Consider the following 23,914-nt stretch of genomic DNA (forward strand, 5'->3'; position numbering starts at 1 on the left):
AGATTATCACAAAAATGATGCAAATGCAACAGACAAAACCTTCCTCCTGTGCTACAATGAACCCATAAGCGAAAGGGAAAAACACCACCGTTTCGCCGATGAGCGCAGGATGCCTGCGGATACTCATGAGAGAAAGAAGAATAGGAAAGGAGATCAATACAATGAAAAAGTATGTTTGCGATGTTTGCGGTTACATTTACGATCCGGAGGCCGGCGATCCCGATAACGGCGTAGCAGCAGGAACGGCCTGGGAGGATGTACCGGAGGATTGGGTATGCCCGCTGTGCGGCGTTGGCAAGGATCAGTTCTCTGAGGAGTAATGGGAAGATCTTTAAAATTTGTAAAAAATTGTGAAATGAGACGGGGCGGCCGCTGGAGTGCGAGGGGCTGGCCCCGTTTTTGTGTCAGCATGAAACGGCGTCCCCTGTGACACAAACGTCTCCGGCGGGAGCGCACACTTTTTATATTCCTGCTGGGGATAGGAAAAGGCGGTTCGCGGCGCAAACTCTTTTCACAGCCATTTCAGGATTTTTCGGCGTACCCACAACCGGCTGCCCTCCCCGCCGCCCCATCCTCCCATTTACCGAAACAAACATTTCAAATAACTCCCACTTTTGAAACAAATATGAAAATAACCATTCTAATCCTGAAAAACCAGGCAACTCGCTGAAAATATACCCTCAAAAACTTGTATTTTGCCCAATGGCTGAACGATTCAGATAACTATATAATGAATTTACATCTCCGCCCCGCCGGGAAAGCCGGAGAGAAGAACGGCGAACATCCGGCGGCAGGGAATCGTGGGGGTGGAAAAGGGAAATGATAAGCATGGCGGCCAAGGGCTGCGATGTTTTGGAGTATAGAGGAAGTGACCATGGCGAATATCGGTATCTTTTTACCTAGGCAGAATATGTTGGAGTGTGCTGAGCGGGTAGTTCGGGAGGAGGAGCGGAGGATACGGGTAATGAGGGCCGTGAGGGACGAGGAGGCAGCGGAGGCGGCGGCAGAAGTGGCCGCGGATGGCGTCCAGGTCCTGGTGGCCCAGGGCTTTCAGGCGAGGGCCGTGAAGGAGCGGGAGATCCTCCCGGTGGTGGAGCTGCCCTTCTCCACGGCGGATCTGGGCCTGGCCGTGCGGAAGATCAGAGAACGGCTGGGGACCGAGCGTCCGGTGATCGCCTTCGTGGGGGCAGAATCCCTCTTTCCCCACCGGGAAGGTCTGGAGGAGCTGTTTGGCTTTCGGCTGCGCCTTTACGGGGCGAGCGGTCCGGAGGAAGTGCCAAAGCTCATCCGGAAGGCGGCTTTTGAGGGGGCGGACGGCCTGGCTTTAGATGTGGGGGATGAGCAGGATGAATTTCGGATCCAGGCGGCAGAGGAGAGTTTCCCCGGCGCCTGGGTCCAAATAGAGACGGGGACGGATTCCATCCGGGCAGCCCTGGACGGGGCGGAACGCCTGGGAGAAAGCCTGGAGCGGGAGCGAAACAACAGCGCCCGGCTCACGGCCATCCTGGATCTGTCCTTTAACGGCGTGATCCGTTTAAACAACCGCCGGGAGATCGTGGCGGTAAACCGGGTAATCGAGACAGTATTGGGAAAGAAGGCAGCGGAGGTAGTGGGGACACCGGTGGAAAAGGTAATGCAGGGGATCGACAGGGACAGCATTGAGGAGATTTTAAACGGGGGACAGGAGCTTTTTGCCGGCTCCGTAAACGTAAACGGGGCGGTGCTTCTGGTGGCCGGAGCCCCTCTGTGGCTGGGAAATGAGATCAACGGGGCCGTGCTCATCTGCCGCCGGGTCCGCGCAGAGGATGGGGCGGAGAAAAAGAGGCGGGAGGACCGGGAGAGCTCCGGCTACGTGGCAGTTGGAAATTTTGACCAGATCGCCCGCACCGGCCCGGCGATGAGGCGCTGTATGCAGACGGCCCGCCTCTACGCCTGCTCCCGCAGCCCCATTCTCCTGCGGGGGGAAACGGGCACGGAGGTGGAGCTGTTCGCGGAGGCCATCCACAACAACAGCGTCCAGAAAAACGGTCCCTTCGTGACTGTAAACTGCGGCGCCGTCCCGGAGGAGGAACAGGCGGCCGTCCTGTTCGGAAAATATGACTTAAGGCACAAGGAGTGGGAGACGGAAGGGGCTATGGGAGCCGCCTCCTGCGGGACGGTATTTCTCCAGGAGGTGGAGCGGCTCTCCCCGGGAAACCAGTTTCTCCTGCTCGCGGCCATTTCCAGGCAGATGTACTGGAACCGGGAATCCATGGTGCGGAGAAACCTTTCGGTGCGGGTCATCGCCTCCTCCCAGGAGGAGCTGGAGCCGTTGGTGAGCCGCGGACAGTTCCGCCGGGACCTCTACCATCTGCTTAGGGCCATGGAGCTTCGCATCCCCCCGCTGCGGGAGGATCGGGAGGAGATCTCCCGCCTGGCCAGGGCCTATGTGGGCGGCTACCTGGAGCGGTATTCCAAATATATGGAGGTGGACGAGGCGGCATACCTGGCCCTGGAGCAATTTCCATGGGAGGGGAACCTATTGCAGCTGGACCGGTTCTGCGAGCGCCTGGTGTTAGGCTCCAGGCGGAGGCGGATCGACGAAAGCTTTATGAGAACGCTGATGGAGGAGCTGTATCCGGAGCCGGAGACAGAGGAAAATGAAAGAAAACCAGCCCTCTGGCGGGATCCGGAGGCGGAAACCATCGCCAGAGCGCTGGAAGAATGCGCCGGCAACCGGGCCAGGGCGGCCCAGAGCTTAGGGATCAGCGTGACCACCCTGTGGCGCAGGATGAAGAAATACGGAATTTCCGAAAAATACGGAGTGTGATGGCGGCCGCCGGTCCGGGATCATTTCCCGGAGCCGGATTGGGCCGCCTTTGCCCGTTCCTTATTCAGCTGACTGCTTAAAAGCTTGTCTAAGTAGATGGACTTAAACTGCTTGCTGGCCAGGGCCTGCTTTAAAGGCGGCATTTTTAAGATCGCCCCGAAGATCTGGGCCATGGCCCGGTGGTTGGCAAAATACTCGTCGTCAAAGAGTAGGTTTTGCAGGGTGCCCTTTTCGATGGCCTGGAGGACGAACCGGTGGGTGCTGTTGACCGGGGTGATGATCTGGATGGGGCGCCGCTCTAAATGGATGGCCTTGGTGGGACAGTTTCTGGCGCAGACGCCGCAGCCTAAACACATTTCTTCATTTACTACCGCCCGCTTTTTGCCGGTGGTTTCCTCCGTCACCATCCGGATGGCGCCGATGGGGCAGACCTTGGCGCATTTTCCGCAGCCCACGCAGGTGTCTTCCGTGACCTTGGGAATGTAGTTTGTGGTGGCCACCGGCTGGGCGGGGGCGAACCGGCGGGCGGCCTGGAGGGCCTCACAGCAGCAGCCGCAGCAGTTGCAGATGAAGGCGGGATTTTCCCGGACATTTTCCCCGATCTGCACCAGATTGGCGGCGTAGGAGCGCTCCAGGGCGTCCAGGGCCTCCTCCTTGGAAATCAGCTTGGCGTGGCCGCCGTGTTCCGCCAGGGAACGGGCCACGTTTCCGAAGGTGAGGCACACGTCCCAGGGGGCGTCGATCTCGCAGGGGTGTCCCGCGTGGAACGCCTTGTGGCGGCAGTAGCATAAGCCCAGGCCGATGTACTCCGCCTCCTCCACGATGTGGGTGGCCCGCTCGTAGTCTAGGATGTGGTTCATCTGGTCGTTGGTGAGCACCGGCTCCTGGACGTAGACACGGCCCAGCTTTGTCTCCGTGGCGTAGAATAAGTCCTTTACGAAGTCCTCCTCCACGTTCATGTACTGGTAGTAGAGCTCACTTAAATATTTCTGGTCAATGTCTCCCCGGGTCCGCATGAGGGCGAACTCGATGAACCCGGCCATAGGCGGCGGCATCACAAATTTGCGCACGCCGTTGTGCTCTGAGTCCACTAACAGGGCTTTTTCGCACAGGTGATCCAGCACTCTTTCCGCCTTCGCCTCGGAAGTATTCCAGATGCGGGCGGCCCGCTTGATGGTAAAGGGGCGGACGGGCAGCATGGCCATGACTTTCGCTTCTTTTTCTGTAAACAGCACCTGGAGGATCTTATAGAAGGTCTCCGAGGCGGGAGCGCCCTGGGTAAACCAGTTGATCCGCTCCTCCAGGCTCTTGTAGGCATTTTTCGAGGTGATATGTCCCATAGTATTGCTCCTCTCATGATCATTTTGGGAAAATAAACGGTTCCCGCCATATGAAAAAAAGCCCGGTGCGGAGGCCGCGGCCGGGCGGTTACAGTATTCCCATTATACCACGTGCACTAAATTCGTGAAAGACCTCATTAAGTGCCCGGGTATATGTTCTCACTAGGCTCGTGAAAGACCTCGCCAAGTGTTCACATTATACCACGTTTTTTTTCTGCGCGAAAGGCCTTAAGGCTTTCCGGAACTGGAAATAAAACAGGGTGGCGGTGAAGGTCACCGCGAGGATGTCAGCGATGGGCTCCGCCATATAAATGGCGCGGGTCTGGGCCTCCGGGCTGGAGGAAAACAGCAGGGGCATGGCGTAAATCAGGGGGATCAGCAGCACAAATTTCCGCACCACCGCCACGGCGATGGAAGCCTTGGCGTTTCCCAGGGAGTTGAAGGTCATCTGGCAGGCCATCTGTACGCCGAACAGGAACATCCCCGCCATATAGATCCGCAGGGCCCCGCTGGAAAACTCCACCAGCTCCGGGTTGGAGGTGAAAATGCCGGCAAAAAGATGGGGCGCCAGCTCCACGGAGAGCCACAGCAGAAGGCTGTAGATCACGCTGCATTTCAGGAGCAGGAAGAATGCGTCCTTCACCCGCTTGCCGTTTCCCGCCCCGTAGTTGTAGCTGATGATGGGCTGGGCGCCCTGGCCCAGGCCCTGGAGGGGCAGCATGGCAAACTGCATCACACTGCTTAGGATGGTCATGGCCCCCACGGCGATGTCGCCGCCGTACTTTAACAGGGAGGAGTTAAAGCAGACGGAGAGGATGCTCTCGCTGGTCTGCATAATAAAGGTGGCCAGCCCCAGGGCCACGCAGGGGAGAATGACGGGGGCGCTTAACCTCAGATTTTCCCTGCGAATCCGCAGCACCGTCTTCTTCCCAAAGAGGAAGGCCAGCACCCAGATACAGGACACCGCCTGGGAGAGAATGGTGGCCAGGGCCGCGCCGGGTACGCCCATGTCAAACACGAAGATAAATACCGGGTCCAGCACGATGTTGCAGACGGCTCCGATGAGGACGGAGAGCATTCCCGTTTTCGCGAATCCCTGGGCGGTGATAAAGGCATTCATGCCCAGGGTGAGCTGGACGAAAAGGGTGCCGCAGGCGTAGATATTCATGTAGCTCACGGCGTAGCCGATGGTGTTTTCGCTGGCTCCGAAGGTCAGGAGCAGCGGGCGGCTCCAGACAAGGAGGACGGCCGTAAGTCCCAGGGAGATAAGAACCAGCAGGGCGAAACAGTTTCCAAGGATGCTTTCCGCTGTCTTCTGATCATTTTTCCCCATGTAGATGGAGGCTCTGGGGGAACCGCCGTAGCCCACCAGGGAGGCGAAGGCGGATACCACCATAATGATGGGCATACAGACCCCCACTCCCGTCAGGGCCATGGCTCCCTCCCCGGGGATGTGGCCGATGTAGATCCGGTCCACGATGTTGTAGAGCATATTGATGAGCTGGGCGGCTACGGTGGGAAGGGCCAGTTTGGCTAAAAGGCCGCCGATGGGCTCTGTGCCGAGAAATGTTTTGCTGTCTGCCATAATATCATTTCCTTTCTGCCGAAGTATATTTTTCCGCGTTTTCAAACAGCCGGTGGTTTAGGCTGGCGTAGAGGAGGCGCTCCTCTCTGGAAAAGCCCTCAAAGAGGCGCTCCTGAAACTGCCCTCTGGCGCCGGAGATGGCCTCCATGACCGGTTCCGCCTCCGGCGTCAGGGAGAGGTGGATCAGCCTGCGGTCCCTTGTATCCGGGGTTCTGGTTAAAAATCCCTTTTGAATCAGGGTTTCCACCGCCTGGGAGACGTTTCCCTTCTGCAGCATCCGCAGCTCCACAATGTCCCTGGCGGTGTCCTTGCCGGGATTGTTGTGAAGAAAGGCGATGATGTCCGTTTCGATCTGGGTCAGGCCGTACTGGGCGCAGACCTGGCGGATCATGGTTTCATAAAGCCGGATCATCCGGCGGATGCCTAAGAGCAGCTCGGTATTTTGGGGCATAGACAGGTTCCTCCTCTGAGTTTGATTCACAAAAAGTTCTTTTTAAAACTGTTCTGACAAGAAACAATTATAGCGCGGGGGATGGGAAATGGCAAGAGGGAACATGAAATAAAAATGTTACATCATGACCGAAGGCTCATTTTATATAACGGTCTCATTGCCGCCGGAAAGGTGTTTCCCCCATCTGGAGGAAATGGACACTTCCTGCCAGGAACGGCTGAAAATCGTTGAAAAAGCCATGATGCAGCAAACGGGTGTCACAGAAACCCGGAAGGTTGCCGTCCAGATGGCATAAGATGCGTTTCATGAACTCTATCCGCAGCAGGGCCGAAAAAAGCCCCTGCTGCCGGAAAACAGAACCGGAAACAGGGGCTTTTGTATATAGGAGAATTCTGTCAGGTTATCCGGAATTTTCCAGCCAGGGTAGTACCGAAAGGTACGCTGATTGGTGTGGAACGGGAGGTTAAAGTCTCCCCTTCCCATTCCCGGAAGGCGAATTTATTTGGGATCGTCAATCTTTGCGGAACATGGTATTTCCATTCCGTATGCTGTCCATAGCGGCATTTTGCCTCTCCTTTGCCGACTCCAAGTCCTTAAAATCTCCCAAATCCGTCAGAAAAACATTTGAAACGTCCACCCTGGCGCCCTGGTTTTCCTGCTGGCCCCGGATGGTGGCGGGAATTTCCCCATCCAGCTGTCCGCGGATACTCCGTGCCCGGAGCAGGCAAACCTGTTCCAGCGTGTTCACTGCCAGCTGATGATCTTCAAAGGAGCAAAACGCAGTCGGATCTTTTTGGACATAGGGCGCGATCAATTTTTCCGCTTGCCGCAGGGTGACTTCAAATTGTCCGTTTTCAAAATATTCCGAAAGCAGCTTATGGAAATACGTATGATATTGGGCAAAATATTCAGGGTGTTTCATTATGTTGTGGTAAAGCGGGCGATTCAGCATGACCTCACCTTCTGCTGGGGTGTTAATGGGGTAGTTGATGAGGATATTGGGATCTTTTATAGGATCAGTCATGCCCAGAGCATAGGTGCCGAAGGCCAGATTGTAATCCCAGGGCAGAATACTGAGGACTCCGTTTTCCTCATACAAAAAGTAATTGTGACCGGTATGCCCCAGATAACTGTCCCAATTCATCACGAAAACCTGCACGGTGAAATAGCGCAGCACCTCGTCCACATTGATCGCGGCCTCCAGGTTTTCTCCTGACGAAAGAATCTCCAGGGCTTCAATCACCCGTTTCTGATCAGCCTCCGAAACCTTAAATTTAGCATTTTCAAAGATGCCGGGATAACTTTCCGGATTATCATCAATGTATTTCAGCGCCACATCGGCGTTTTCCGCATTCAGGGAACGGTAGTCCGGCTTATACAGTTTTCCGTAATCTCTCCCGAAATTCCGGTGGGCAAAGGCTTCTTCCGGCTCCTCAATGGCCAGGAACAGGCCCCAGTCCTCTCCGTTGACCGTCACCCAGGTATAGCTGCAAAGCGGCGTAAACACCTCCATAAACGCCATCATATCATAAGCGATATACGTTTTCAGATAGCTGTTGTCCTGAAAGGACGCGTCTAATGAGAATTTGTCCAGTCCATAGTAATTTCCGCCGTCGAGAAACTGGTCAAATTCCAGTTTAAGACTGTAGCGGGAGAGGCCGTATTCCTCTGTAAGACGCAGAGAATTGTTGCCCTTTGCCCGCAGTCCAACATTGTGAAATTTCTCTCCGTCGATTTCAACAGTGCAGGAAACGTATTCTTCCTTTTCCGCGTTCTCGACAAATGCAGCCCAGTCCGCAATTTGAATATCAACCGTATGAACGCGGCTGTCATCAAACAGCCGGTTCGTATATCCCGGATTAGCGCTGGCTTTAGGAATTCCCAGCTGTTCCCCGAACATCATCAATATTGCGATCAGGGCCGCCAAAACTGCAGCGCCAATGCAAATCCAGTCGATGTATTTATGCTTTACCATAATCTTATCCCATGTAATCACCATTGTAGGAAACAAGTACGACCCGGGAAACGCCGGACATCGCTTCCAGCTCATTCACAAAGGCGCTGTTGTCGTCTCTTAGCCGGACTTCGTAATTGAGTTCCACACAACCATGATCCACGCTTTTGCTCTTTAGGTTCAGCCGTCTGACCTGAGATTTCACGAAAATGCGTGTCTGTTCTTCCATCTCCCTGTTTTCGCAGTGTACCACCAAAATGTATGGGGAATCTACGGTTTTCTTTTTGGAGAAAACAAACAGCACCACTCCGATAAAAATGCTTCCAAACACCGCCAGCGGAATCAGGCCCGCCGCCAGCACAATCCCTACGGCGATGGCCCAGAATAGGAAAGCAATATCCATGGGTTCCTTAATAGCCGTGCGGAAACGGACAATGGACAATGCGCCCACCATGCCCAGGGACAGCACAACATTGCTCACTACCGCCAGAATCAGTAACGTGGTGATAAGGGATAAGGCAATGAGCGTCACGCCGAAACTCGCCGAGTACATTACCCCGCTGTAACTTTTCTTATAGATGAAAAAGATGAACAATCCCAGCAGGAAAGCCAGGGTCAATGCAATTATCATATCCAACATGGAGATTCCGGTGATGTTCTCTAAAAAGCTGGATTTAAAAATATCCTGAAAAGTCATGGCAGCTATCCTTTCTATTTTTTCAGTCGTACCGCCGGCACAGGGCATATTTGGAGCAGGCTGCTGCCTGTCTTCCCGGTATTTGTACCGCCATGCGGACAATCTCTGGCAAAAACGCGTCGAATTTAACCTCCAGCACGGTGCCGGGCTCCATGGCGCGCAGATAAAAATTATCCGCGTTTAAAAAATCCACATTTCCAAGGCCAGTGCGGATGTCTCGGTCTAAGGTAATCCGCACATTGCCTGGTGCATAGAGAAAGGCTTCCCGGCAGTAACGGACGATGGTCTTGGGCCGCAGCCATTTCCCCTTTAATTTACTGTAAAGTTCTATAAAAAGCGGTTCGTCTGAATCCAGCAGGAATTCATAGCTGCCGGAAAGCAGTTTCTCTGCCTGTACCGCTGTTATCCGGGCGCTGCACTTGCCGCACAGGCCATTTATCTTGTACTTCTTTTCCAGCCGGATAAAGGAAGTATCTGTTCCGTAGTACCGCAGGCGGAATTTTTCCCGCCGGTTGACTCCGGCGATTTTCTCCCATAAAGCACTATCATAAGGCGTATCAAAGTATAAGCTGGTCACCTGGTATGTACCGTCCGGCCCGGCATACTTATCCCGGGGGAACAAATTTTTGAGCCTTTGGGAAAGCACCAGATCTTCCCGCAGGTTGATCTGGTGTTTCAGCTCATGGCGAAGGGAAACGGTTTTTAAAGGATCAATCGTCGTCATCGTCGTCATCGCCATAGTCGGTGTTCCCATCATCATAATTAGTGTCGCCGTAGTCGGTGTCGTTGTAGTCGGTAACGCCGTCGTTGTTGGGGCCGTAGTCGGTGTCGTTGTAGTCGGTGACGCCGTCGTTGTTGGGGCCGTAGTCGGTGTCATTGTAGTCGGTGACGCCGTCGTTGTTGGGGCCGTAGTCGGTGTCATTGTAGTCGGTGGAACCGTCGCGGGTGGTCAGGGATTCATTTTGCGCGCCGCCGGCCTTATGCTCCGCCTTTACGACCTTCCCTGTTACGGCGTGAATATCGTAATCATATTCATACCCGTTGGCGGTGAATTCCAGCTCAAAGATGGGGGTCCCGTCATCGTGGTCGAACTCCTTATCGTCAAATACTGCGTCCGCCGCGCTGATATGGGCCTGGGCCAGCGCAATTTCTTGCGCTTTCTCCAGTGTAATGTAGGGAGACGGCTTGCCGGCTTTGGCATAAGCCGAATCATAATCGTCGTCGTCAATCGTTACGATACCGGAAGAAAGACTCAGCTCTTTTACGGCTTCCTGAGTGCTGGCGCTCATATCTGCCAGAAAATCATTGCTGGGAAGCACGGAACCGGGCTCCAGCTGCAGGACGATATTTTTTTTGTTGCCGTCGATGTCATCCACAAAAAATCCGGCTTCATGGATTTCCACAATCAGATCCCTTAAAACATCGTCACAATTTTTTCCGATATAATCCGGATACATTTCCACAATGCCTTTGCCATCGTCATTCCGGCCGGTGAGGGCGGTGACCTTACCGTCCTGATTGTATTCGATCTGGATTTCAGGATTGACGCTCAGCGTGAGGATGCCGGTTTCCTTTAGTGCCGTTCCCTCCTGTGCCGGTGTGCCGCATCCGGTTAGAAGGACTGCCGAGGTGACAGCCAGGGAAGATACCGCCGCAAAAAATTTTCTTCTCATATTCATAGTGATTGCTCCTCTCAAATAATATTTGAACTGGCTTTTGTTTAGCCTTACATCTATAGATTACGGAAACGATTTTTGAAAACTGGGGTAAGCTGGAAAATTTTTTATTTAACAGGAAACTTCGTTTCCTGTTAAACAAGAACGCTCCGCAAGGAGGCACACTCCGCGCAAAGGGAAATGGCTGCTGACGCAGCCGCGCTCCGGCGCGAGTGTGCGCCAAGCGCACACTTTTTTGTGTCATAGACTGCGTTTCCTATGACACAAAAGCCCCCGGCGGGAGGCGCACTTCGCGCAGAGGAAAATGGCTGCTGACGCAGCCGCGCTCCGGCGCGAGTGTGCGCTGTTGCGCACACTTTTTTTAAATTTAATCATCATCGTCATCATCTGGACCGTCGCCGGGGTCGTTGTCCGGGCCATAATCGGTATTCCCATCCGTGTAATCGGTAACTCCGCTGTTATTTGGCCCGTAATTGGTATCGTTATAGTCGGTTATGCCATCGCTGCCGGGATCATGGCCCGTATCTGCAGGCGCCGGTGTACTGCTTGCCGTCGGCGCATAATCAGTCGCTCCATCGTTATTCGGTCCATAATCCGTATCGTCATAATCGGCGGTGCTGGAAGACGCCGGGGGTACAGTTTCCGCTTGCGGCGATTCAGACGAAGAAGGCGGTGTAGGCACTGGCTGGGAAGAAACCGGCGTAGATGAAGGTTTCTCCGCGCGTTCTTGCCTCTGTCCTTCTTTATAGTTAACAATTTCGATTGTGACGGTAATTCGTTCATCCAAATACTCTGTCACCTTGGTGCGCAGCTCCATTCCATACTCCTGGAACAGGGCGTCATCCGGGGAATCAATGGAAAAGGAAACCTGCCCGCCTTCTGATAAAAATTCCATCTCAATCGCGCGGTCAATCAGTTCATCGGCAACCGTTACTTTGTCCTTTCCTTTTCCGGAATATCCTTCCAGCAATTTTTCTCCATCTTCATTTGTCCCGGTGAGTCCTACAACGGTTCCTTGACGGTTTAGATCCATCTGCACCTCCGGATTAATGGAAAGGTATATGGATGAATAGGGCTGCAGATAATTCTGGTAATAATTGATACCAAAGAAAAGCAGAAAGCAGGCTGCGATTGCCGCAACCCTATTGCTGATCCAACGCATGGTATATCGCTGCTTTTCCGGTATTTCTTTCATCAGCACCGGATCATACACCGTCTGCCCTATTTCATATCGTAGATTGGCCGCTTTTAAAAAGCGTCCTTCCTCGTCCAGAAGAACCACGTATCCGGGGTGGCATTCCATAACCAGATAACTCATCGCGCCGCCACTCCTTTCATTACTTGTTTCAAATGCCCGCGGATGATTTCATACCCGTTGGTATAAATCAGCAGCAAGGCCACCATATATTTGCGATGCCGTTCCAGCGTCTTACGTTCCACACCGCTGCCGGCTGTCAGCTGCCCGATGGGCAGTTTCTTTGTCTTTAAGAGATCGTCCAGCAGCTCCGGGTTCTCCCTTGCGTACTGCAGGGCCTTTCGGCAGGCGTCTAGCGTCCGTTGCTGCTTGGGACAATTATCGGCCACATCGCTAAGGCTGACACCAAATTCCTGCATCTGCCGGGTCAATTCCACAATTTCTGCGCGGGTCACATCCCGTACCGACATTTCTTCATATAGATCTCTTTCATCTGCCAGCGTCTCTCCCAGGGCCGTATCGTCTGCCCCAGCTGGCGCGTCCAGCGAGATGACGCGGTTATACCGCTGTTCCCTACGGCTGTAGTCAATCAACCGGTTGCGGATCAGCATAGCGGCATACTTCAGGAAAGCACCGCGGGTCCGGGAATATCCGCCGATTGCCTCATGAAAAGCAATCATGGCAATACTCAGCTCATCGTCATGCCCTTCGATGGGGGGCCGTTTCATAAATTTTGCCGTTTCCGTTTTGATAAAGGGCATATATGTACCGATCAGCCGATCCGCCGCTTGTGTATCCTCCTTTGCCGCATATACATATGAAACAATATTGTGTTCGTTATTCATGCAGCAGAATCCCTCCTATTATATAGTATACGACCCCCTGTTTTTAAAACCGGGGCCGCCATGTAAGAATATTGCTTAAAATATCCCAATATATAATATAAATCGGCCTGTTGCGCTGCAATCATAACAAAGTAAAATTTATGTAAAATCAATGTAAAATTATGGGGAAATTGCTTGCTATGGGGGAGAATTTTAGGGGAAATCCGCAAGAAAATCAGGAAAGAAAAGGCAGCGGCCGAAGTTTTATCCTCCGTCCGCTGCCTTCACAAATGTCAGTTTCGTTTCTCAGTCCAGTGCCTTACACGTCCAGCTTTTCCACCACTTCCCCCTTGTCCACCAAAAGGGCTACAGCCGGCGTGTTCTCATCCAGGGTGATGTGATAGCGGTCCGCCCACACCTTTTTCCTGGTCACGTCGATCTCGATCACCTTGTGGGAGGCAGCGAGATTGCTGATGGCGTCGATGCTGCCGGCGTATTCCGGGCTCCAGAATCCTAAGACCACCGGCTCCGGGCTCTCTAACACCTGCTCTTTAAAGTCGTTTAAATCCTCGATATAGCGCTCTGCCGCAGTGGCCGCCACAGCTCCGTCAGAGATGGCGGTGGAAACCTGGCGAAGGTATTTGTCCCGCACATCGCCGGCGGCGAATACGCCGGGGACATTGGTCTCCATGCGGTCGTTTACATGGAGCCAGCCGCGAGAATCCTTCTCAAGCTCCTCCGGCAGCCACTTCGTCTCCGGGATCATTCCCACGAAGAAAAAGACGCCGTCACAGGGGAAGTCGGTGATCTCGTCCGTCTTGATGTTCTTGATCTTGACGCCGGTCACCTGATCCTCGCCGCAGACCTCCGCCAGCACGCTGTTCCACACAAAATCCATCTTCGGATGCTGCAAAGCCTTGGCGGCGGACTGCTTGTTGCAGTCTAAAATGCCCTCGTCGTGAAGGACGATCACCGTCACCCGGCTGGCAAATTTGGTGATGAACATTCCCTCCTCGATGGCCTGGTCGCCGCTTCCCACTACCACTACGTGCTGGTCCTGGAAAAACTCCGCGTCACAGGTGGCGCAGTAGGCCACGCCCTGTCCCGTCAGCTCCCGCTCGCCGGGGATTCCTAAAATCCTGGCGGAGGTGCCGGTGGCGATGATTACGGCCTTCGCCCCGTACTGGTGCCGTCTGGTGTTCACCAGCTTTATATCTCCGGTCACGTCCATGGATTTTACCGGCTCCCGCTTGATCTCCACGCCGAATCCCTTGGCGTGCTCCGCCATCTGCTCCGTTAAATCCGGGCCGGAGGTGGTGGGGATCCCGGGGTAGTTTACAATCTCCCTGGTGGTGTAGGCGCGGCCACCCACAGTGCTTTTTTCCAGAATCAGGGTGTTTAAGCGCGCCCTTCCTCCGTAAATGCCTGCCGCGAGGCCCGCCGGGCCGCCGCCTATGATAATCAGATCGTACATTCCGTCCATGCTTCATTCCTCCTCAATCATTCCATTCCGGCTGATGCCGTAAGTCTCTGACTCTAGTTTATCACATTTTTTTGAAATTGCTATAACATAGATTATTGTCTGCCTATTTTCTATATGCTATAATATTGTCAGAATGAAAATCAAAAGGAGGATGATAAGCCATGAAAAAGCTGAATTCGGTGGCGTTTGAGGAGTATGTGGTGAACGATGGCGAGACCTGTCTTGTGATCTTCTCCAGAAAATCCTGCCACGTGTGCCAGGGCGTCCACGCTGTGCTGGAGGACCTGGAGCAGGACTATAAAGGAAAGATGCCTTTCTACGAGGTAGATGTGGAGGAGGAGTCCGCCCTGTTTGAGAAAATGATGATGAAGGGCGTTCCCCAGGTCGTGATCTTTGACAACGGCGAGCAGGTAGAAAAGCTGGCCGGCAACCACGAGGAGGACGACTACATCGACGCGATCGAGAAGTACATTTAAGTTTTATATAAATAAGGAGGACGATAAAACATGGGACTTTACAGTGTATTTCCAATGGGAACAACAATTTATGATCCGGAGAAGGCCTGGAACGGCTACACCCTGATGCAGTGCCAGGGAATCGGCGCCATTCTGGTGGACATGAACGGAAACGTGGTGAAATGCTGGAAGGGCGTTCAGGGTTTCCCCAATAAGCTTCTTCCCGGCGGCTACCTGATGGGCAGCCTGGGCTTAAGAGACCCGAAATTCGGCTATCAGGATCAGACCGACCTGGTACAGGTAGACTGGGACGGCAAGGTGGTTTGGAAATTTGACCACAAGGAGCTGGTGGACGACGACGGCGACAAGAGATGGATCGCCAGACAGCACCACGACTATCAGAGAGAGGGCAACCCCGTAGGCTACTACGTACCCGGCATGGAGTGCAAGACCGACAGCGGAAATACCCTGATCCTCTGCCACGAGGACGTTTACAATAAGAGAGTCAGCGAGCACCGCTTGTTAGACGACGTGTTCATCGAGGTAGACTGGGACGGCAATATCGTCTGGGAGTGGCACGCCAACAAGCATTTCAACGAGCTGGGCTTTGACGAGATTGCCAAGAACGTGCTGGCCCGCAACCCCAACAATCACGAGAACGGCGGCGGACAGGGCGACTGGCTCCACATCAATTCCATGAGCGTTCTGGGCCCGAACAAGTGGTATGACGCCGGCGACGAGCGGTTCCATCCGGACAACATCATCTGGGATGCCAGAGAGGCCAACATCCTGGCCATCATCAGCAAGAAGACGGGCAAGATCGTTTGGCAGATCGGACCGGACTTCACCAAGTCCAAAGAGCTGAGAATCATGGGCCAGATCATCGGACAGCACCACTGCCATATGATCCCCAAGGGACTGCCGGGCGAGGGCAACATCTTGGTATTCGACAACGGCGGCTGGGCCGGCTACGGTATGCCCAGCAGAACCACCAAGGACGGCACCAAGTCTGACATCCGCGACCACTCCCGTATCATCGAGTTCGATCCGGTGACCCTGGAGGTTGTCTGGGAGTTCAAGGGACTGGCCTTCGGCGGAATGCTGGGACTGGTGGCAAACTCCAAGTTCTACAGCCCGCTGATCAGCTCCGCGCAGAGACTGCCCAACGGCAATACCCTGATCACTGAGGGCTGCTACATGAGAATGTTCGAGGTGACTCCGGAGAAAGAGGTTGTCTGGGAGTTCATCGCTCCGTTTAAGAACATGAGAGAGATGGTATACCGCGCTTACCGTTATCCCTACGACTACGTTCCTCAGGTGGAGAAACCGGTGGAGGTTCCGGTTCAGAAACTGGACTGCCACGACTTCCGCGTGCCGGGCGCATCTGCCAGCGAGATCAAGGAGATGACCGAGGTAGAGGGCACCCTGGGCTACAACTTCAAGATGGATGCCTGCGTAACCGACGGACAGGTATAATGATATAACATCAGTATGAATTGGGCGGGCCGCCCGGTTCCGGAATGTTCCGGGGCCGGCGGCCCGCCCCTTTGCATCCTGCGCGGCCTGTGGTAAAATGGGATTCGGATGCCGGGGAGGAAACCGGCGTCTGGTCACTGTGGAAAACCTGCTATATTCAGATTTAGAAAGAACATATTTAGAGAAAAGAGGCTGAGTACAGAATGAATAGGAAACCTTATAAAGAAATCACCCAGGAGATGGCCTGGGATATTATGCAGCACGGAGAGGGCTTTCTCATCCTGGACGTGCGCACGCCGGAGGAGTTTGCCGGGGGCCACATCGAGGGGGCGGTGAACCTGCCCCTGGAAACCATCGGAGACCGGGACATCCCCCAGCTGCCGGACAAGTCCCAGGAGCTTTTGGTCTACTGCCGCAGCGGCTCCAGAAGCAAAATGGCAGCCGGAAAGCTGGCTGCCAAAGGGTATGAACGGGTGGAGGAGTTCGGCGGGGTGCTTACCTGGGAGCATGGGTTGGTGAAGTAGGCGGGAGAAGATGGGATGTTTTTAATGCTATTGCACATAAATTTTATGGGGCGTTAATTCCAATTCAGATCAGCGTATATTCATGTTTGGAAATAACCGGGACGGGAGCTGAGAATAGCCCCGTCCCGTATTTTCTCTACATCCCTTCCCCAGGTTTCACCCCCTCCGGGATGGGAGAAACGTATTCGCCGTGGGTCTCGTCAAACAGCTCCTGTTTTGCCTGTTCCGCGAGGGACGGGTTTTCATAGACCATGGTGCAGGCGTAGGCGATGGCTCTGGCGATGGCCTGGCTGGCCTTGTCGCCGATGGAGGTGCCCACTTGGGCCGCGAACTGCCAGGTGTGAGCCCCAGTGCCGGGAACGCCCACGGCGGCGGTGAACTGGGCGGTGGGAACCAGGTAGCTGACGTCACCCACATCCGTGGAGCCGGTGGATAAGATTTCCCGGAACTTCTCACTGTAGGGGATAACCGCGGTGTTTAAGGGGCGGGCGGCAAATTCTTCCTTGGAGATGCCGTTGATTTTGGCTCCCGCTGCCAGGGCTTTCTCCCGCTCCTCGCCGGACATGGCCGCCAGGAAGTCCCGGGCAATGGCAAATTCCTTCTCCCCGAAATCCGGGCCGCCCTGGGCTAAGAAGGCGTCGGAGAGGAGTTTGGAGGCGGTGGGGTTGGGAATGTTGTCGCTTAAGCCGCCTAATACCTTGATGTCCACCTCTGTCTCCGTCATCAGAGCGGCGCCCTGGGCGATCTTTTTGATCCGCTCCAGGATCTCGCCGCAGAGGGAGAGACGGGGCGCGCGGACGAAGTAGAGCAGGGAGGCGTGGCCCTGGACGATGTTGGGGGCGTCACCGCCGCAGTCTAAATAGGCGTAGTGCACTCTGGCGGTGGGGATGATGTGCTCCCGCAGGTAGTTGACGCCCACGTTCATCAGCTCACAGGCGTCCAGGGCGCTGCGGCCCAGCTCCGGAGCTCCTCCGGCGTGGGAGGTACGGCCGGTGAAGTCAAAGCGCACCTTATAGTAGGCCACGCTCCTGGGGAAGCACATATTGCTGTCCATGGGATGCCAGGAGAAACACAGATCCAGATCGTCAAAGCAGTGCTCCTTTACCATAAAGCACTTGCCAAATCCCGTCTCCTCCGCCGGGCAGCCAAAGATTTTTACCGTTCCCGGCAGTCCCGCCTCCTCCAGAAACTGTTTCACGATCAGGGCGGCCCCCACGGCTCCCGCCCCCAGGGCGCTGTGGCCGCAGCCGTGGCCGTAGTGCTTGCCCTCGATGGGACAGCGCTTTGCCACCCCTGCTTTCTGGCTTAAGTTAGGAAGGGCGTCGTACTCTCCCAGGATGCCGATCACCGGCTTTCCGCTCCCGTAGGTGCCCACAAAGGCGGTGTCCATGCCGGCCACGCCCCGTTCCACCTGGAATCCTTCTTTTTCCAGCACGCCGGTGAGGTAGGCGGCGCTCTTTACCTCCTGGTAGCCGAATTCGGCGTAGTCCCAGACGGCCTGGTTCATGCCGGCGATCACGCTGGCCTTTTCTTCCGCGATTTCATGAATTCTCGTTTTGCTGTCCATAAATATTCCTCCTCATTTGTCATTATCTGCGCCGGAGCCGTTTCCTTTTCCCCACGAGAGGGAAATTCCCCGCTGTCCGGTTGACGCGTTCTGTAATGTAGTATATCATAGAACATATACATGAATCAAATTCATCGCAGCAAAAAAAACGTTTAAAAACATAAAAAATGGAAGGGAAAATGCCCATATGGAATTCAGACAGCTGCAAACTTTTGTGACAATCGCACAGTCGGAAAGCTTTTCCCGTGCGGCGGAGCTTTTGGGGTATTCCCAGTCCGCGGTGACGGTGCAGATCCGTCTCCTGGAGGCGGAAATGAACGTGCGCCTGTTCGACCGTATGGGAAAGAAAACGGTGCTGACCGCCCAGGGACGGCAGCTTTTGGAGTATGCCAACCTGATCCTGCGGGAGGTGAACCAGGCTAAGGCCGCGGTGAGCCGGGAGGAGGAGCTACACGGGCCGCTGCACGTGGGGACGCTGGAATCCCTCTGTTTTTCCAAGCTTCCTCCCATACTGGCCTATTTCCGGGAGCATTTTCCCAGGGTTCCCATCAAAGTCACCACAGGCTCTCCCAAGGAGCTGATCGGAATGATGGAGAGAAACCAGCTGGATCTGATCTATTTTCTGGACCGGCCCCGGAGCAGCAGCAGCTGGAATAAGGAGCTGGAGGTGCGGGAGCCCATTGTGTTCGTTTCATCCCCCGATTCCCGGCTGGTGGGGAGAAAGGGGCTTGAGGTGGAGGAGCTTTTGGAGGAACCGTTTTTCCTGACAGAGAAAAATGAAAACTACCGCAGGGAGCTGGATCAGTTTCTGGAGTCAAAGGGCCGGGAGCTGACGCCGGTGCTGGAAAACAGCAACACGGAGTTTATCATCCGCATGATCGAGCGAAGCAGAGGCATTTCCTATCTGCCTTACTTTGCCGTAAAGGACCGGGTGAAGGAGGGACGGCTGGCGGTGCTGGACGTGACGGATTTTAAGAGAGCCATGTTCCGGCAGCTGCTCTACCACAGGAGCAAGTGGAAGACGCCGGAGATGGAGCAGTTTATCCGTCTGGCGGCCATGGACATCCGCTGAACATCTGCCCGTGGGCGGCTGGCTGTCCACGTTTTGGCGTTTTCGCGCCGGGATGGGCGGACGCGCGCGGTTTGCGGAATAGAAACAACAGTTCAGGTTACAATGAAACAAGAGTGAGAAAAGGAGGCAGACATGAGGGCACTGAAACTGAGGGAAGGATTTTACTGGACAGGAATCATCGACGACACCCTGCGGGTGTTTGACATCATCATGTACACGGAATTCGGCACCACCTACAATTCCTATGTGATGAAGGCGGGGGACAAGGTGGTGCTCTTTGAGACGGCGAAGGAGAAATTTTTCGACCAGTACCTGGAGAATTTAAAAGAGATCATCGACGTGGGACACATCGACTACCTGGTGGTGAGCCATACGGAGCCGGATCACGCCGGCAGCGTGGAGCGCCTGTTAGATTACAGCCCCCAGATGAAGATTCTGGCCACGGGCTGCGCCATCGGGTTTTTAAAGGAGATCGTAAACCGGGATTTCGTGGCCATTCCGGTGAAGGACAACCAGACCATGGAAATCGGGGGAAAGACCCTGCGGTTTATGGTGGTGCCGAACCTCCACTGGCCGGACACCATGTACACCTTTATCGAGGAGGAGCAGATCCTGGTGACCTGCGATTCCTTCGGCTCCCACTACTGCCTGCCGGAGGTGGTGTCGGGAAAGATCACGGAGGAGGAGGATTACAAAAAGGCGCTGCGGTACTATTACGACTGCATCATCGGGCCCTTTAAGCCCTTTATGTTAAAGGCTTTGGACCGGGTGGAGAGCCTGGATCTGACCATGGTCTGCACCGGCCACGGCCCGGTGCTGGAGGGCAGCCGCATCCGGGAGGTGATGGCCCTCTACCGGGAGTGGTCCACCGTGGTAAATCCCAACCAGAAAAAGACGGTCATCATCCCTTACGTGAGCGCCTACGGCTACACGGGAGAGCTGGCGGCAGAGATCGCCAGAGGCGTGGCGGACAGCGGGGACGTGGACGTGCGCAGCTACGACATGGTGACGGCGGACAAGGGAAAGGTGGCGGAGGAGCTGCTCTTTGCGGACGGCATTCTTCTGGGTACGCCCACCATCGTGGGAGAGGCCCTGCGGCCCATCTGGGAGCTGACCCTGGATATGTTTCCCGGCACCCACGGCGGGAAGTACGCCGGGGCGTTCGGCAGCTACGGCTGGAGCGGCGAGGGCGTTCCCCATATCATGGAGCGGCTGAAACAGCTGCGGATGAAGGTGACGGACAGCTACCGGGTGCGGTTTAAGCCCAGCGAGGCTGACCTGGTGGGAGCTTACGAGTACGGCTACCGGTTCGGCTGCCTGGTGCAGGACAAAAAGCCGGAGCTGCCGGCGAAAAAGGGCGGGCGGCGTCTGGTGAAATGTCTGGTATGCGGAGAAATCTTTGACGCCTCCCTGGAGATCTGCCCCGTCTGCGGCGTGGGAAAAGAGAATTTCGTGCCGGTGGAGGACGACGCCAGCGGCTTTGTAAACAACACGGAGGAATACTACCTGATCCTTGGAAACGGCGTTGCCGGCTTTAACGCCGCCAAGGCCATCCGGGAGCGGGACAAGACCGGCAGCATTGTGATCGTTTCCAACGAGCCCTACGCCGCCTACAACCGTCCCATGCTCACCAAGGCCATTGTGTCCGGCCTGGAGGCGGATCAGATCGCCATCGCCGACAAGGGCTGGTACGAGGAAAACAGGATTTACCAGATGCTTGGCCGCACGGTGACGGCTGTGGACATGAAGGCCAGAGAGGCCCTGTTGGACAACGGGGGAAAGCTCTATTTCACCAAGCTCATTTACGCCCTGGGCAGCGAGTGCTTTATCCCGCCCATCAAAGGGAGCGATAAGTCCCAGGTGGTGGCCATCCGCCGTCTGGACGACGTGAGACGGCTGGAGAAACTGATGGCGGACGGCAAAAACGCCGTGGTCATCGGCGGAGGCGTGCTGGGCCTGGAGGCGGCCTGGGAGTTAAAGAAGGCCGGGCTTTCCGTCACTGTGCTGGAGGCGGCGCCCATGCTCATGGGGCGGCAGCTGGACGCGGATTTCGGCGAGCTGTTAAAGAAGATCGCGGCGGACAGCGGCGTGACCATCCACACCGGAGTGACGGTTTCCGCCATTTCCGGAGAGGAGCGGGTGACCGGCGTGGCCCTGGCGGACGGCAGGGAGTTCCCCGCGGATCTGGTGGTGGTGTCTGCCGGTGTGCGGGCAAATGTGGGCCTGGCAAAGGAGATGGGCCTGGAGATCGGCCGGGCGGTGATGGTAAACGAGAGGATGGAGACGAATCTTCCCGGCGTGTACGCCTGCGGCGACTGCGCGGAGTACAAGGGAGTCAATTACGCCATCTGGCCGGAGGCCATGGAACAGGGCAAGACGGCGGGAGCCAACGCTGCCGGAGAGGCCACGGAGTACCAGGCAGTGCCTGCGGCCCTCACCTTCCACGGCATGAACACGGAGCTGTTTGCCGCCGGGGACTGTGGAAAGAATCTCAACCTGCTCTACAAGACGGCGGAATTTCGGGATATGGGCCGGAAACAGTACCGGAAATACTATTTCCTCAACGACCGGCTCTGCGGCGTGATCCTTTTGGGAGACACGTCTCTCATGGCAAAGCTGACGACGGCTTTGGAAAACCACGCCTCTTATAAGGAAGTGATGGAAGGGTAAAGGCGTAAAGGATACAGATGGAAAAAATGCGCCTCCCGCCGGAACCTTTTAGGTCATAGGGGACGCAGTTTCCTAGAGAACAGAGGGCCGTCTGCCCCGCCGGAATGGCGGGGCGGGCGGCCGCCTTTTGTTTTGGCGGAATCGTTCAGAAATCCGTAAGGTTTCCGTTATTGAACCGGTGATCTCAGGGGGTTAAAATAAAAACAAAAAAGGAGGCTGGAATATGAAAAAAGACAAAAATACAGAAACTGCCCGGCCCCGGCGGGCGGCAGGTTTCCCGGTTGTGCTGGCTCTTTTGGCTGTGCTGGTTTCCGGCCTGGTGGCCGGGTGCGTCGGGGGAGAGGAGGAGACAAAAGGCGGGATCGAGGAGACGGCGCTGGAGATCTATGAGCCGGATGGTGCATCGTCCGCTGAAAATGGGGAAATGTCCGCCAGTTTGGATGCCGCGGAGCCGGTTTCCCATGTTCAGCTGGTGCCGGGCTACGGACTGGTGGAGGCGGGACAGCCGGCCGTTTATGTGCCGGAGACTCAGCCGGAGCCTTTGAAAACGGAGGGAGTCACCGCCTGGCTCCTGGGGGCCTTTTACCAGGACGGAGCGCTGGGGGCCCAGGTGCTGATCCTGGACGACTCCGCCGCCGGGACGGAGGCAGACGGGGAGGAAAGCCCCTTTTTGGCGCGGGTGGCGCAGCAGAGAGAGTCGTCGGAGGAAGGAGAAGGCTTTTATATAGAGGAAACCGGCCAATTTTATCCCTTTCAAACCATCAGCACGGGGAAACAGTACGGCAGCAGGGAGAACGGCGGCGGAATTCTGACGGTGAGGGGAATTTATCGGGGAGAGCGTTTTTTGACGGAAGACGGGCTGACGGGAGAGCTGCGGGTCCGCGGGTTTGAGGAAGGATTTCCCCTGCGCCTGGTTCCGGCGGGAGAACCTCAGATGTTTGACGGTGGAAAAGGGGAGTTTCTGGCGGAAGGGGAGACCAGGGAACAGGAGCTGTACCTGCGGTGCTACGGCATCTGGAAGGACGGGGGCGGCGTAAGCCCTATGGAGCTGACCCTGGATCCCTCGGCCGGTTCCCTGGAGGCGCTCACGGCTCTGAATGTGGGAGCTGACGGGGATAAGGGCCCGTCCGGCCTGCTGGCCGGCAGCACCCCGAACTACTGGAAGGGAGCCCTGCCGGAGGGGGCGGAAACGTCTGCTTCGGGAGAGTGGTTTGTCACGTTGGAGACGGCCAGGGTGACGACTGGCGAGCGGGTGGAGAGCGTTTCCATCCCGGTGCCGGAGGACGAAACCCTGGGAGAGGGGATCACCGTGGAGACAGAACTGGCCAGGATCACTCTGAAGAACGTAGAAAAACGGCAGGAGCCGTACCTTTACGGGACGGCGGATGGAAAAGAGCTTTCCCGTCCGGCCTTGGATATGGACGTGGAGCTGGAGGCGAAGGAGGAATCCTTCCGGCTGATGTGGTTTTACGGGATCCGGGAAGGAGCGGATGAGATAGACTGGCAGAGAACTTATGATACCAGCGAGGTACTGCTGTTTCCGTCCGGCGGAAAGGCCGGAGAACCGCTCACCAGGATGACAGCCTGTTATGAGGAAGGCGGGACCGAGGCCGTTCTGGATCTGACGGGCTTTGTCTATGAGTGGGACTGCGGGCTGAGACTGCCGGTGACCATGGAGTGACGGGGAGTCACGGGACGGAAGATGTCTGAGGATACCGGCTGCTGAGAAAAAGGGGCTGCCGCGGCGGCAGAGGGACGATCTGCCGCCGGCGGCGGTTTTTGCGTTGTGAGGAGATTCCGCGCCGCGAAGGTGTCAGCATGGCAGAGTATTTGCGTTATGGCAGTTTCTGTCTGCGGCGGTTATTACATTGCGGGCATTTTCCGCGCCACGGCAGCGAAACAATCCGCAGCCAGCCGTGGGAATCCGCAGACGGTCAGCTGGACGAATCCCGATTTACAGCAGCGGGAAATCCCACGACAAACGCATGAATGTGTTCTTCAACCAAACCCCGTTTTTATCCCCAATTTTACAGATTTATGATTTGCTCCAAATGTTTTTCAGGGTTTGTTCCGATTGCATACCGTTTCTTTTTCATGCTTAATGGTTTATTCCCTACCTCTATCATTTTTAAGATA

At 55.5% G+C, this 23,914-nt stretch carries 19 protein-coding genes; 8 read left to right on the top strand and 11 right to left on the bottom strand.

Going from position 1 to position 23,914, the window contains the following annotated elements; translation table 11 throughout:
• The first annotated feature begins 161 nt into the window (after window positions 1–161).
• Window positions 162–320, top strand: a complete 159-nt coding sequence (gene rd / locus B5E84_RS17005; RefSeq protein ID WP_087225057.1) for a rubredoxin — start codon at window positions 162–164, stop codon at window positions 318–320.
• Window positions 321–964: 644 nt separating this feature from the next.
• Complete coding sequence (locus B5E84_RS17010; protein ID WP_162612885.1) at window positions 965–2,809, top strand: sigma 54-interacting transcriptional regulator; 1,845 nt, start codon at window positions 965–967, stop codon at window positions 2,807–2,809.
• Between the two features lie 20 nt (window positions 2,810–2,829).
• Here B5E84_RS17010 and B5E84_RS17015 read toward each other — a convergent pair whose 3' ends face one another.
• From B5E84_RS17015 to B5E84_RS17060, 10 genes are all read right to left on the bottom strand, one after another.
• Window positions 2,830–4,149 carry a 4Fe-4S dicluster domain-containing protein gene (locus B5E84_RS17015; protein ID WP_087225062.1) on the bottom strand — a complete coding sequence of 440 codons (1,320 nt, stop codon included), beginning with the start codon at window positions 4,147–4,149 and terminating at the stop codon, window positions 2,830–2,832.
• Window positions 4,150–4,345: 196 nt separating this feature from the next.
• Window positions 4,346–5,734: an MATE family efflux transporter gene (locus tag B5E84_RS17020; protein ID WP_087225065.1), complete on the bottom strand. Its 1,389-nt coding sequence runs from the start codon at window positions 5,732–5,734 to the stop codon at window positions 4,346–4,348.
• A gap of 4 nt (window positions 5,735–5,738) precedes the next feature.
• Window positions 5,739–6,185 carry a MarR family winged helix-turn-helix transcriptional regulator gene (locus tag B5E84_RS17025; protein ID WP_087225068.1) on the bottom strand — a complete coding sequence of 149 codons (447 nt, stop codon included), beginning with the start codon at window positions 6,183–6,185 and terminating at the stop codon, window positions 5,739–5,741.
• Between the two features lie 511 nt (window positions 6,186–6,696).
• Window positions 6,697–8,160, bottom strand: a complete 1,464-nt coding sequence (locus B5E84_RS17030; protein ID WP_162612886.1) for a CotH kinase family protein — start codon at window positions 8,158–8,160, stop codon at window positions 6,697–6,699.
• 4 nt (window positions 8,161–8,164) lie between these two features.
• Window positions 8,165–8,836 (bottom strand): DUF4956 domain-containing protein, encoded by a 672-nt coding sequence (locus B5E84_RS17035; RefSeq protein WP_087225074.1) that lies wholly within the window; start codon window positions 8,834–8,836, stop codon window positions 8,165–8,167.
• A 22-nt stretch (window positions 8,837–8,858) separates the two neighbouring features.
• A complete protein-coding gene (locus B5E84_RS17040; RefSeq protein WP_242963422.1) occupies window positions 8,859–9,575 on the bottom strand; it encodes a polyphosphate polymerase domain-containing protein in 717 nt (238 codons plus the stop codon).
• Complete coding sequence (locus B5E84_RS17045; protein ID WP_087225080.1) at window positions 9,547–10,515, bottom strand: PepSY domain-containing protein; 969 nt, start codon at window positions 10,513–10,515, stop codon at window positions 9,547–9,549. Before B5E84_RS17045 ends, B5E84_RS17040 begins: the two co-directional genes overlap by 29 nt.
• Window positions 10,516–10,879: 364 nt before the next feature.
• Window positions 10,880–11,830: an anti-sigma-I factor RsgI family protein gene (locus tag B5E84_RS17050; protein ID WP_087225083.1), complete on the bottom strand. Its 951-nt coding sequence runs from the start codon at window positions 11,828–11,830 to the stop codon at window positions 10,880–10,882.
• On the bottom strand, window positions 11,827–12,552 hold the full coding sequence (locus B5E84_RS17055) for a sigma factor (RefSeq protein ID WP_087225086.1): 726 nt from the start codon (window positions 12,550–12,552) through the stop codon (window positions 11,827–11,829). Before B5E84_RS17055 ends, B5E84_RS17050 begins: the two co-directional genes overlap by 4 nt.
• A gap of 298 nt (window positions 12,553–12,850) precedes the next feature.
• Window positions 12,851–14,014 (bottom strand): FAD-dependent oxidoreductase, encoded by a 1,164-nt coding sequence (locus B5E84_RS17060; RefSeq protein ID WP_087225089.1) that lies wholly within the window; start codon window positions 14,012–14,014, stop codon window positions 12,851–12,853.
• A gap of 161 nt (window positions 14,015–14,175) precedes the next feature.
• Between B5E84_RS17060 and B5E84_RS17065 the strand changes: the two genes are divergently transcribed.
• The 3 genes from B5E84_RS17065 to B5E84_RS17075 all read left to right on the top strand — a co-directional run bounded on the left by B5E84_RS17065 (window position 14,176) and on the right by B5E84_RS17075 (window position 16,469).
• Window positions 14,176–14,490 (top strand): thioredoxin family protein, encoded by a 315-nt coding sequence (locus B5E84_RS17065; protein WP_087225092.1) that lies wholly within the window; start codon window positions 14,176–14,178, stop codon window positions 14,488–14,490.
• 30 nt (window positions 14,491–14,520) lie between these two features.
• Window positions 14,521–15,945, top strand: coding sequence for an aryl-sulfate sulfotransferase (locus tag B5E84_RS17070; RefSeq protein WP_087225095.1), 1,425 nt, complete (start codon window positions 14,521–14,523; stop codon window positions 15,943–15,945).
• A gap of 203 nt (window positions 15,946–16,148) precedes the next feature.
• Window positions 16,149–16,469, top strand: coding sequence for a rhodanese-like domain-containing protein (locus B5E84_RS17075; RefSeq protein WP_087225098.1), 321 nt, complete (start codon window positions 16,149–16,151; stop codon window positions 16,467–16,469).
• 136 nt (window positions 16,470–16,605) lie between these two features.
• Here B5E84_RS17075 and B5E84_RS17080 read toward each other — a convergent pair whose 3' ends face one another.
• Window positions 16,606–18,036: an amidohydrolase gene (locus tag B5E84_RS17080; protein ID WP_087225101.1), complete on the bottom strand. Its 1,431-nt coding sequence runs from the start codon at window positions 18,034–18,036 to the stop codon at window positions 16,606–16,608.
• A 187-nt stretch (window positions 18,037–18,223) separates the two neighbouring features.
• Here B5E84_RS17080 and B5E84_RS17085 point away from each other — a divergent pair, with 187 nt between their 5' ends.
• The 3 genes from B5E84_RS17085 (at window position 18,224) to B5E84_RS17095 (ending at window position 23,459) form a co-directional block, all read left to right on the top strand.
• Entirely contained in the window at window positions 18,224–19,108 is an 885-nt protein-coding gene (locus B5E84_RS17085; protein WP_087225104.1) for a LysR family transcriptional regulator, read from the top strand.
• Window positions 19,109–19,240: 132 nt separating this feature from the next.
• Window positions 19,241–21,778, top strand: coding sequence for an FAD-dependent oxidoreductase (locus B5E84_RS17090; RefSeq protein WP_087225106.1), 2,538 nt, complete (start codon window positions 19,241–19,243; stop codon window positions 21,776–21,778).
• A gap of 223 nt (window positions 21,779–22,001) precedes the next feature.
• Complete coding sequence (locus tag B5E84_RS17095) at window positions 22,002–23,459, top strand: hypothetical protein (RefSeq protein WP_087225109.1); 1,458 nt, start codon at window positions 22,002–22,004, stop codon at window positions 23,457–23,459.
• The last annotated feature ends 455 nt before the right edge of the window (window positions 23,460–23,914 follow it).

Origin of the sequence: Lachnoclostridium sp. An14 (assembly GCF_002160755.1) — a bacterium.
GTDB lineage: Bacteria > Bacillota > Clostridia > Lachnospirales > Lachnospiraceae > Lachnoclostridium_A.

Coding starts and splice junctions, on each gene's coding strand:
- B5E84_RS17060 (WP_087225089.1), bottom strand. CDS start 14,014: ATGGACGGAATGTACGATCTGATTATCATAGGCGGCGGCCCGGCGGGC.
- B5E84_RS17095 (WP_087225109.1), top strand. CDS start 22,002: ATGAAAAAAGACAAAAATACAGAAACTGCCCGGCCCCGGCGGGCGGCA.
- B5E84_RS17045 (WP_087225080.1), bottom strand. CDS start 10,515: ATGAATATGAGAAGAAAATTTTTTGCGGCGGTATCTTCCCTGGCTGTC.
- B5E84_RS17090 (WP_087225106.1), top strand. CDS start 19,241: ATGAGGGCACTGAAACTGAGGGAAGGATTTTACTGGACAGGAATCATC.
- B5E84_RS17050 (WP_087225083.1), bottom strand. CDS start 11,830: ATGAGTTATCTGGTTATGGAATGCCACCCCGGATACGTGGTTCTTCTG.
- B5E84_RS17070 (WP_087225095.1), top strand. CDS start 14,521: ATGGGACTTTACAGTGTATTTCCAATGGGAACAACAATTTATGATCCG.
- B5E84_RS17085 (WP_087225104.1), top strand. CDS start 18,224: ATGGAATTCAGACAGCTGCAAACTTTTGTGACAATCGCACAGTCGGAA.
- B5E84_RS17025 (WP_087225068.1), bottom strand. CDS start 6,185: ATGCCCCAAAATACCGAGCTGCTCTTAGGCATCCGCCGGATGATCCGG.
- B5E84_RS17065 (WP_087225092.1), top strand. CDS start 14,176: ATGAAAAAGCTGAATTCGGTGGCGTTTGAGGAGTATGTGGTGAACGAT.
- B5E84_RS17035 (WP_087225074.1), bottom strand. CDS start 8,836: ATGACTTTTCAGGATATTTTTAAATCCAGCTTTTTAGAGAACATCACC.
- rd (WP_087225057.1), top strand. CDS start 162: ATGAAAAAGTATGTTTGCGATGTTTGCGGTTACATTTACGATCCGGAG.
- B5E84_RS17015 (WP_087225062.1), bottom strand. CDS start 4,149: ATGGGACATATCACCTCGAAAAATGCCTACAAGAGCCTGGAGGAGCGG.
- B5E84_RS17010 (WP_162612885.1), top strand. CDS start 965: ATGAGGGCCGTGAGGGACGAGGAGGCAGCGGAGGCGGCGGCAGAAGTG.
- B5E84_RS17040 (WP_242963422.1), bottom strand. CDS start 9,575: ATGGCGATGACGACGATGACGACGATTGATCCTTTAAAAACCGTTTCC.
- B5E84_RS17080 (WP_087225101.1), bottom strand. CDS start 18,036: ATGGACAGCAAAACGAGAATTCATGAAATCGCGGAAGAAAAGGCCAGC.
- B5E84_RS17020 (WP_087225065.1), bottom strand. CDS start 5,734: ATGGCAGACAGCAAAACATTTCTCGGCACAGAGCCCATCGGCGGCCTT.
- B5E84_RS17030 (WP_162612886.1), bottom strand. CDS start 8,160: ATGGTAAAGCATAAATACATCGACTGGATTTGCATTGGCGCTGCAGTT.
- B5E84_RS17075 (WP_087225098.1), top strand. CDS start 16,149: ATGAATAGGAAACCTTATAAAGAAATCACCCAGGAGATGGCCTGGGAT.
- B5E84_RS17055 (WP_087225086.1), bottom strand. CDS start 12,552: ATGAATAACGAACACAATATTGTTTCATATGTATATGCGGCAAAGGAG.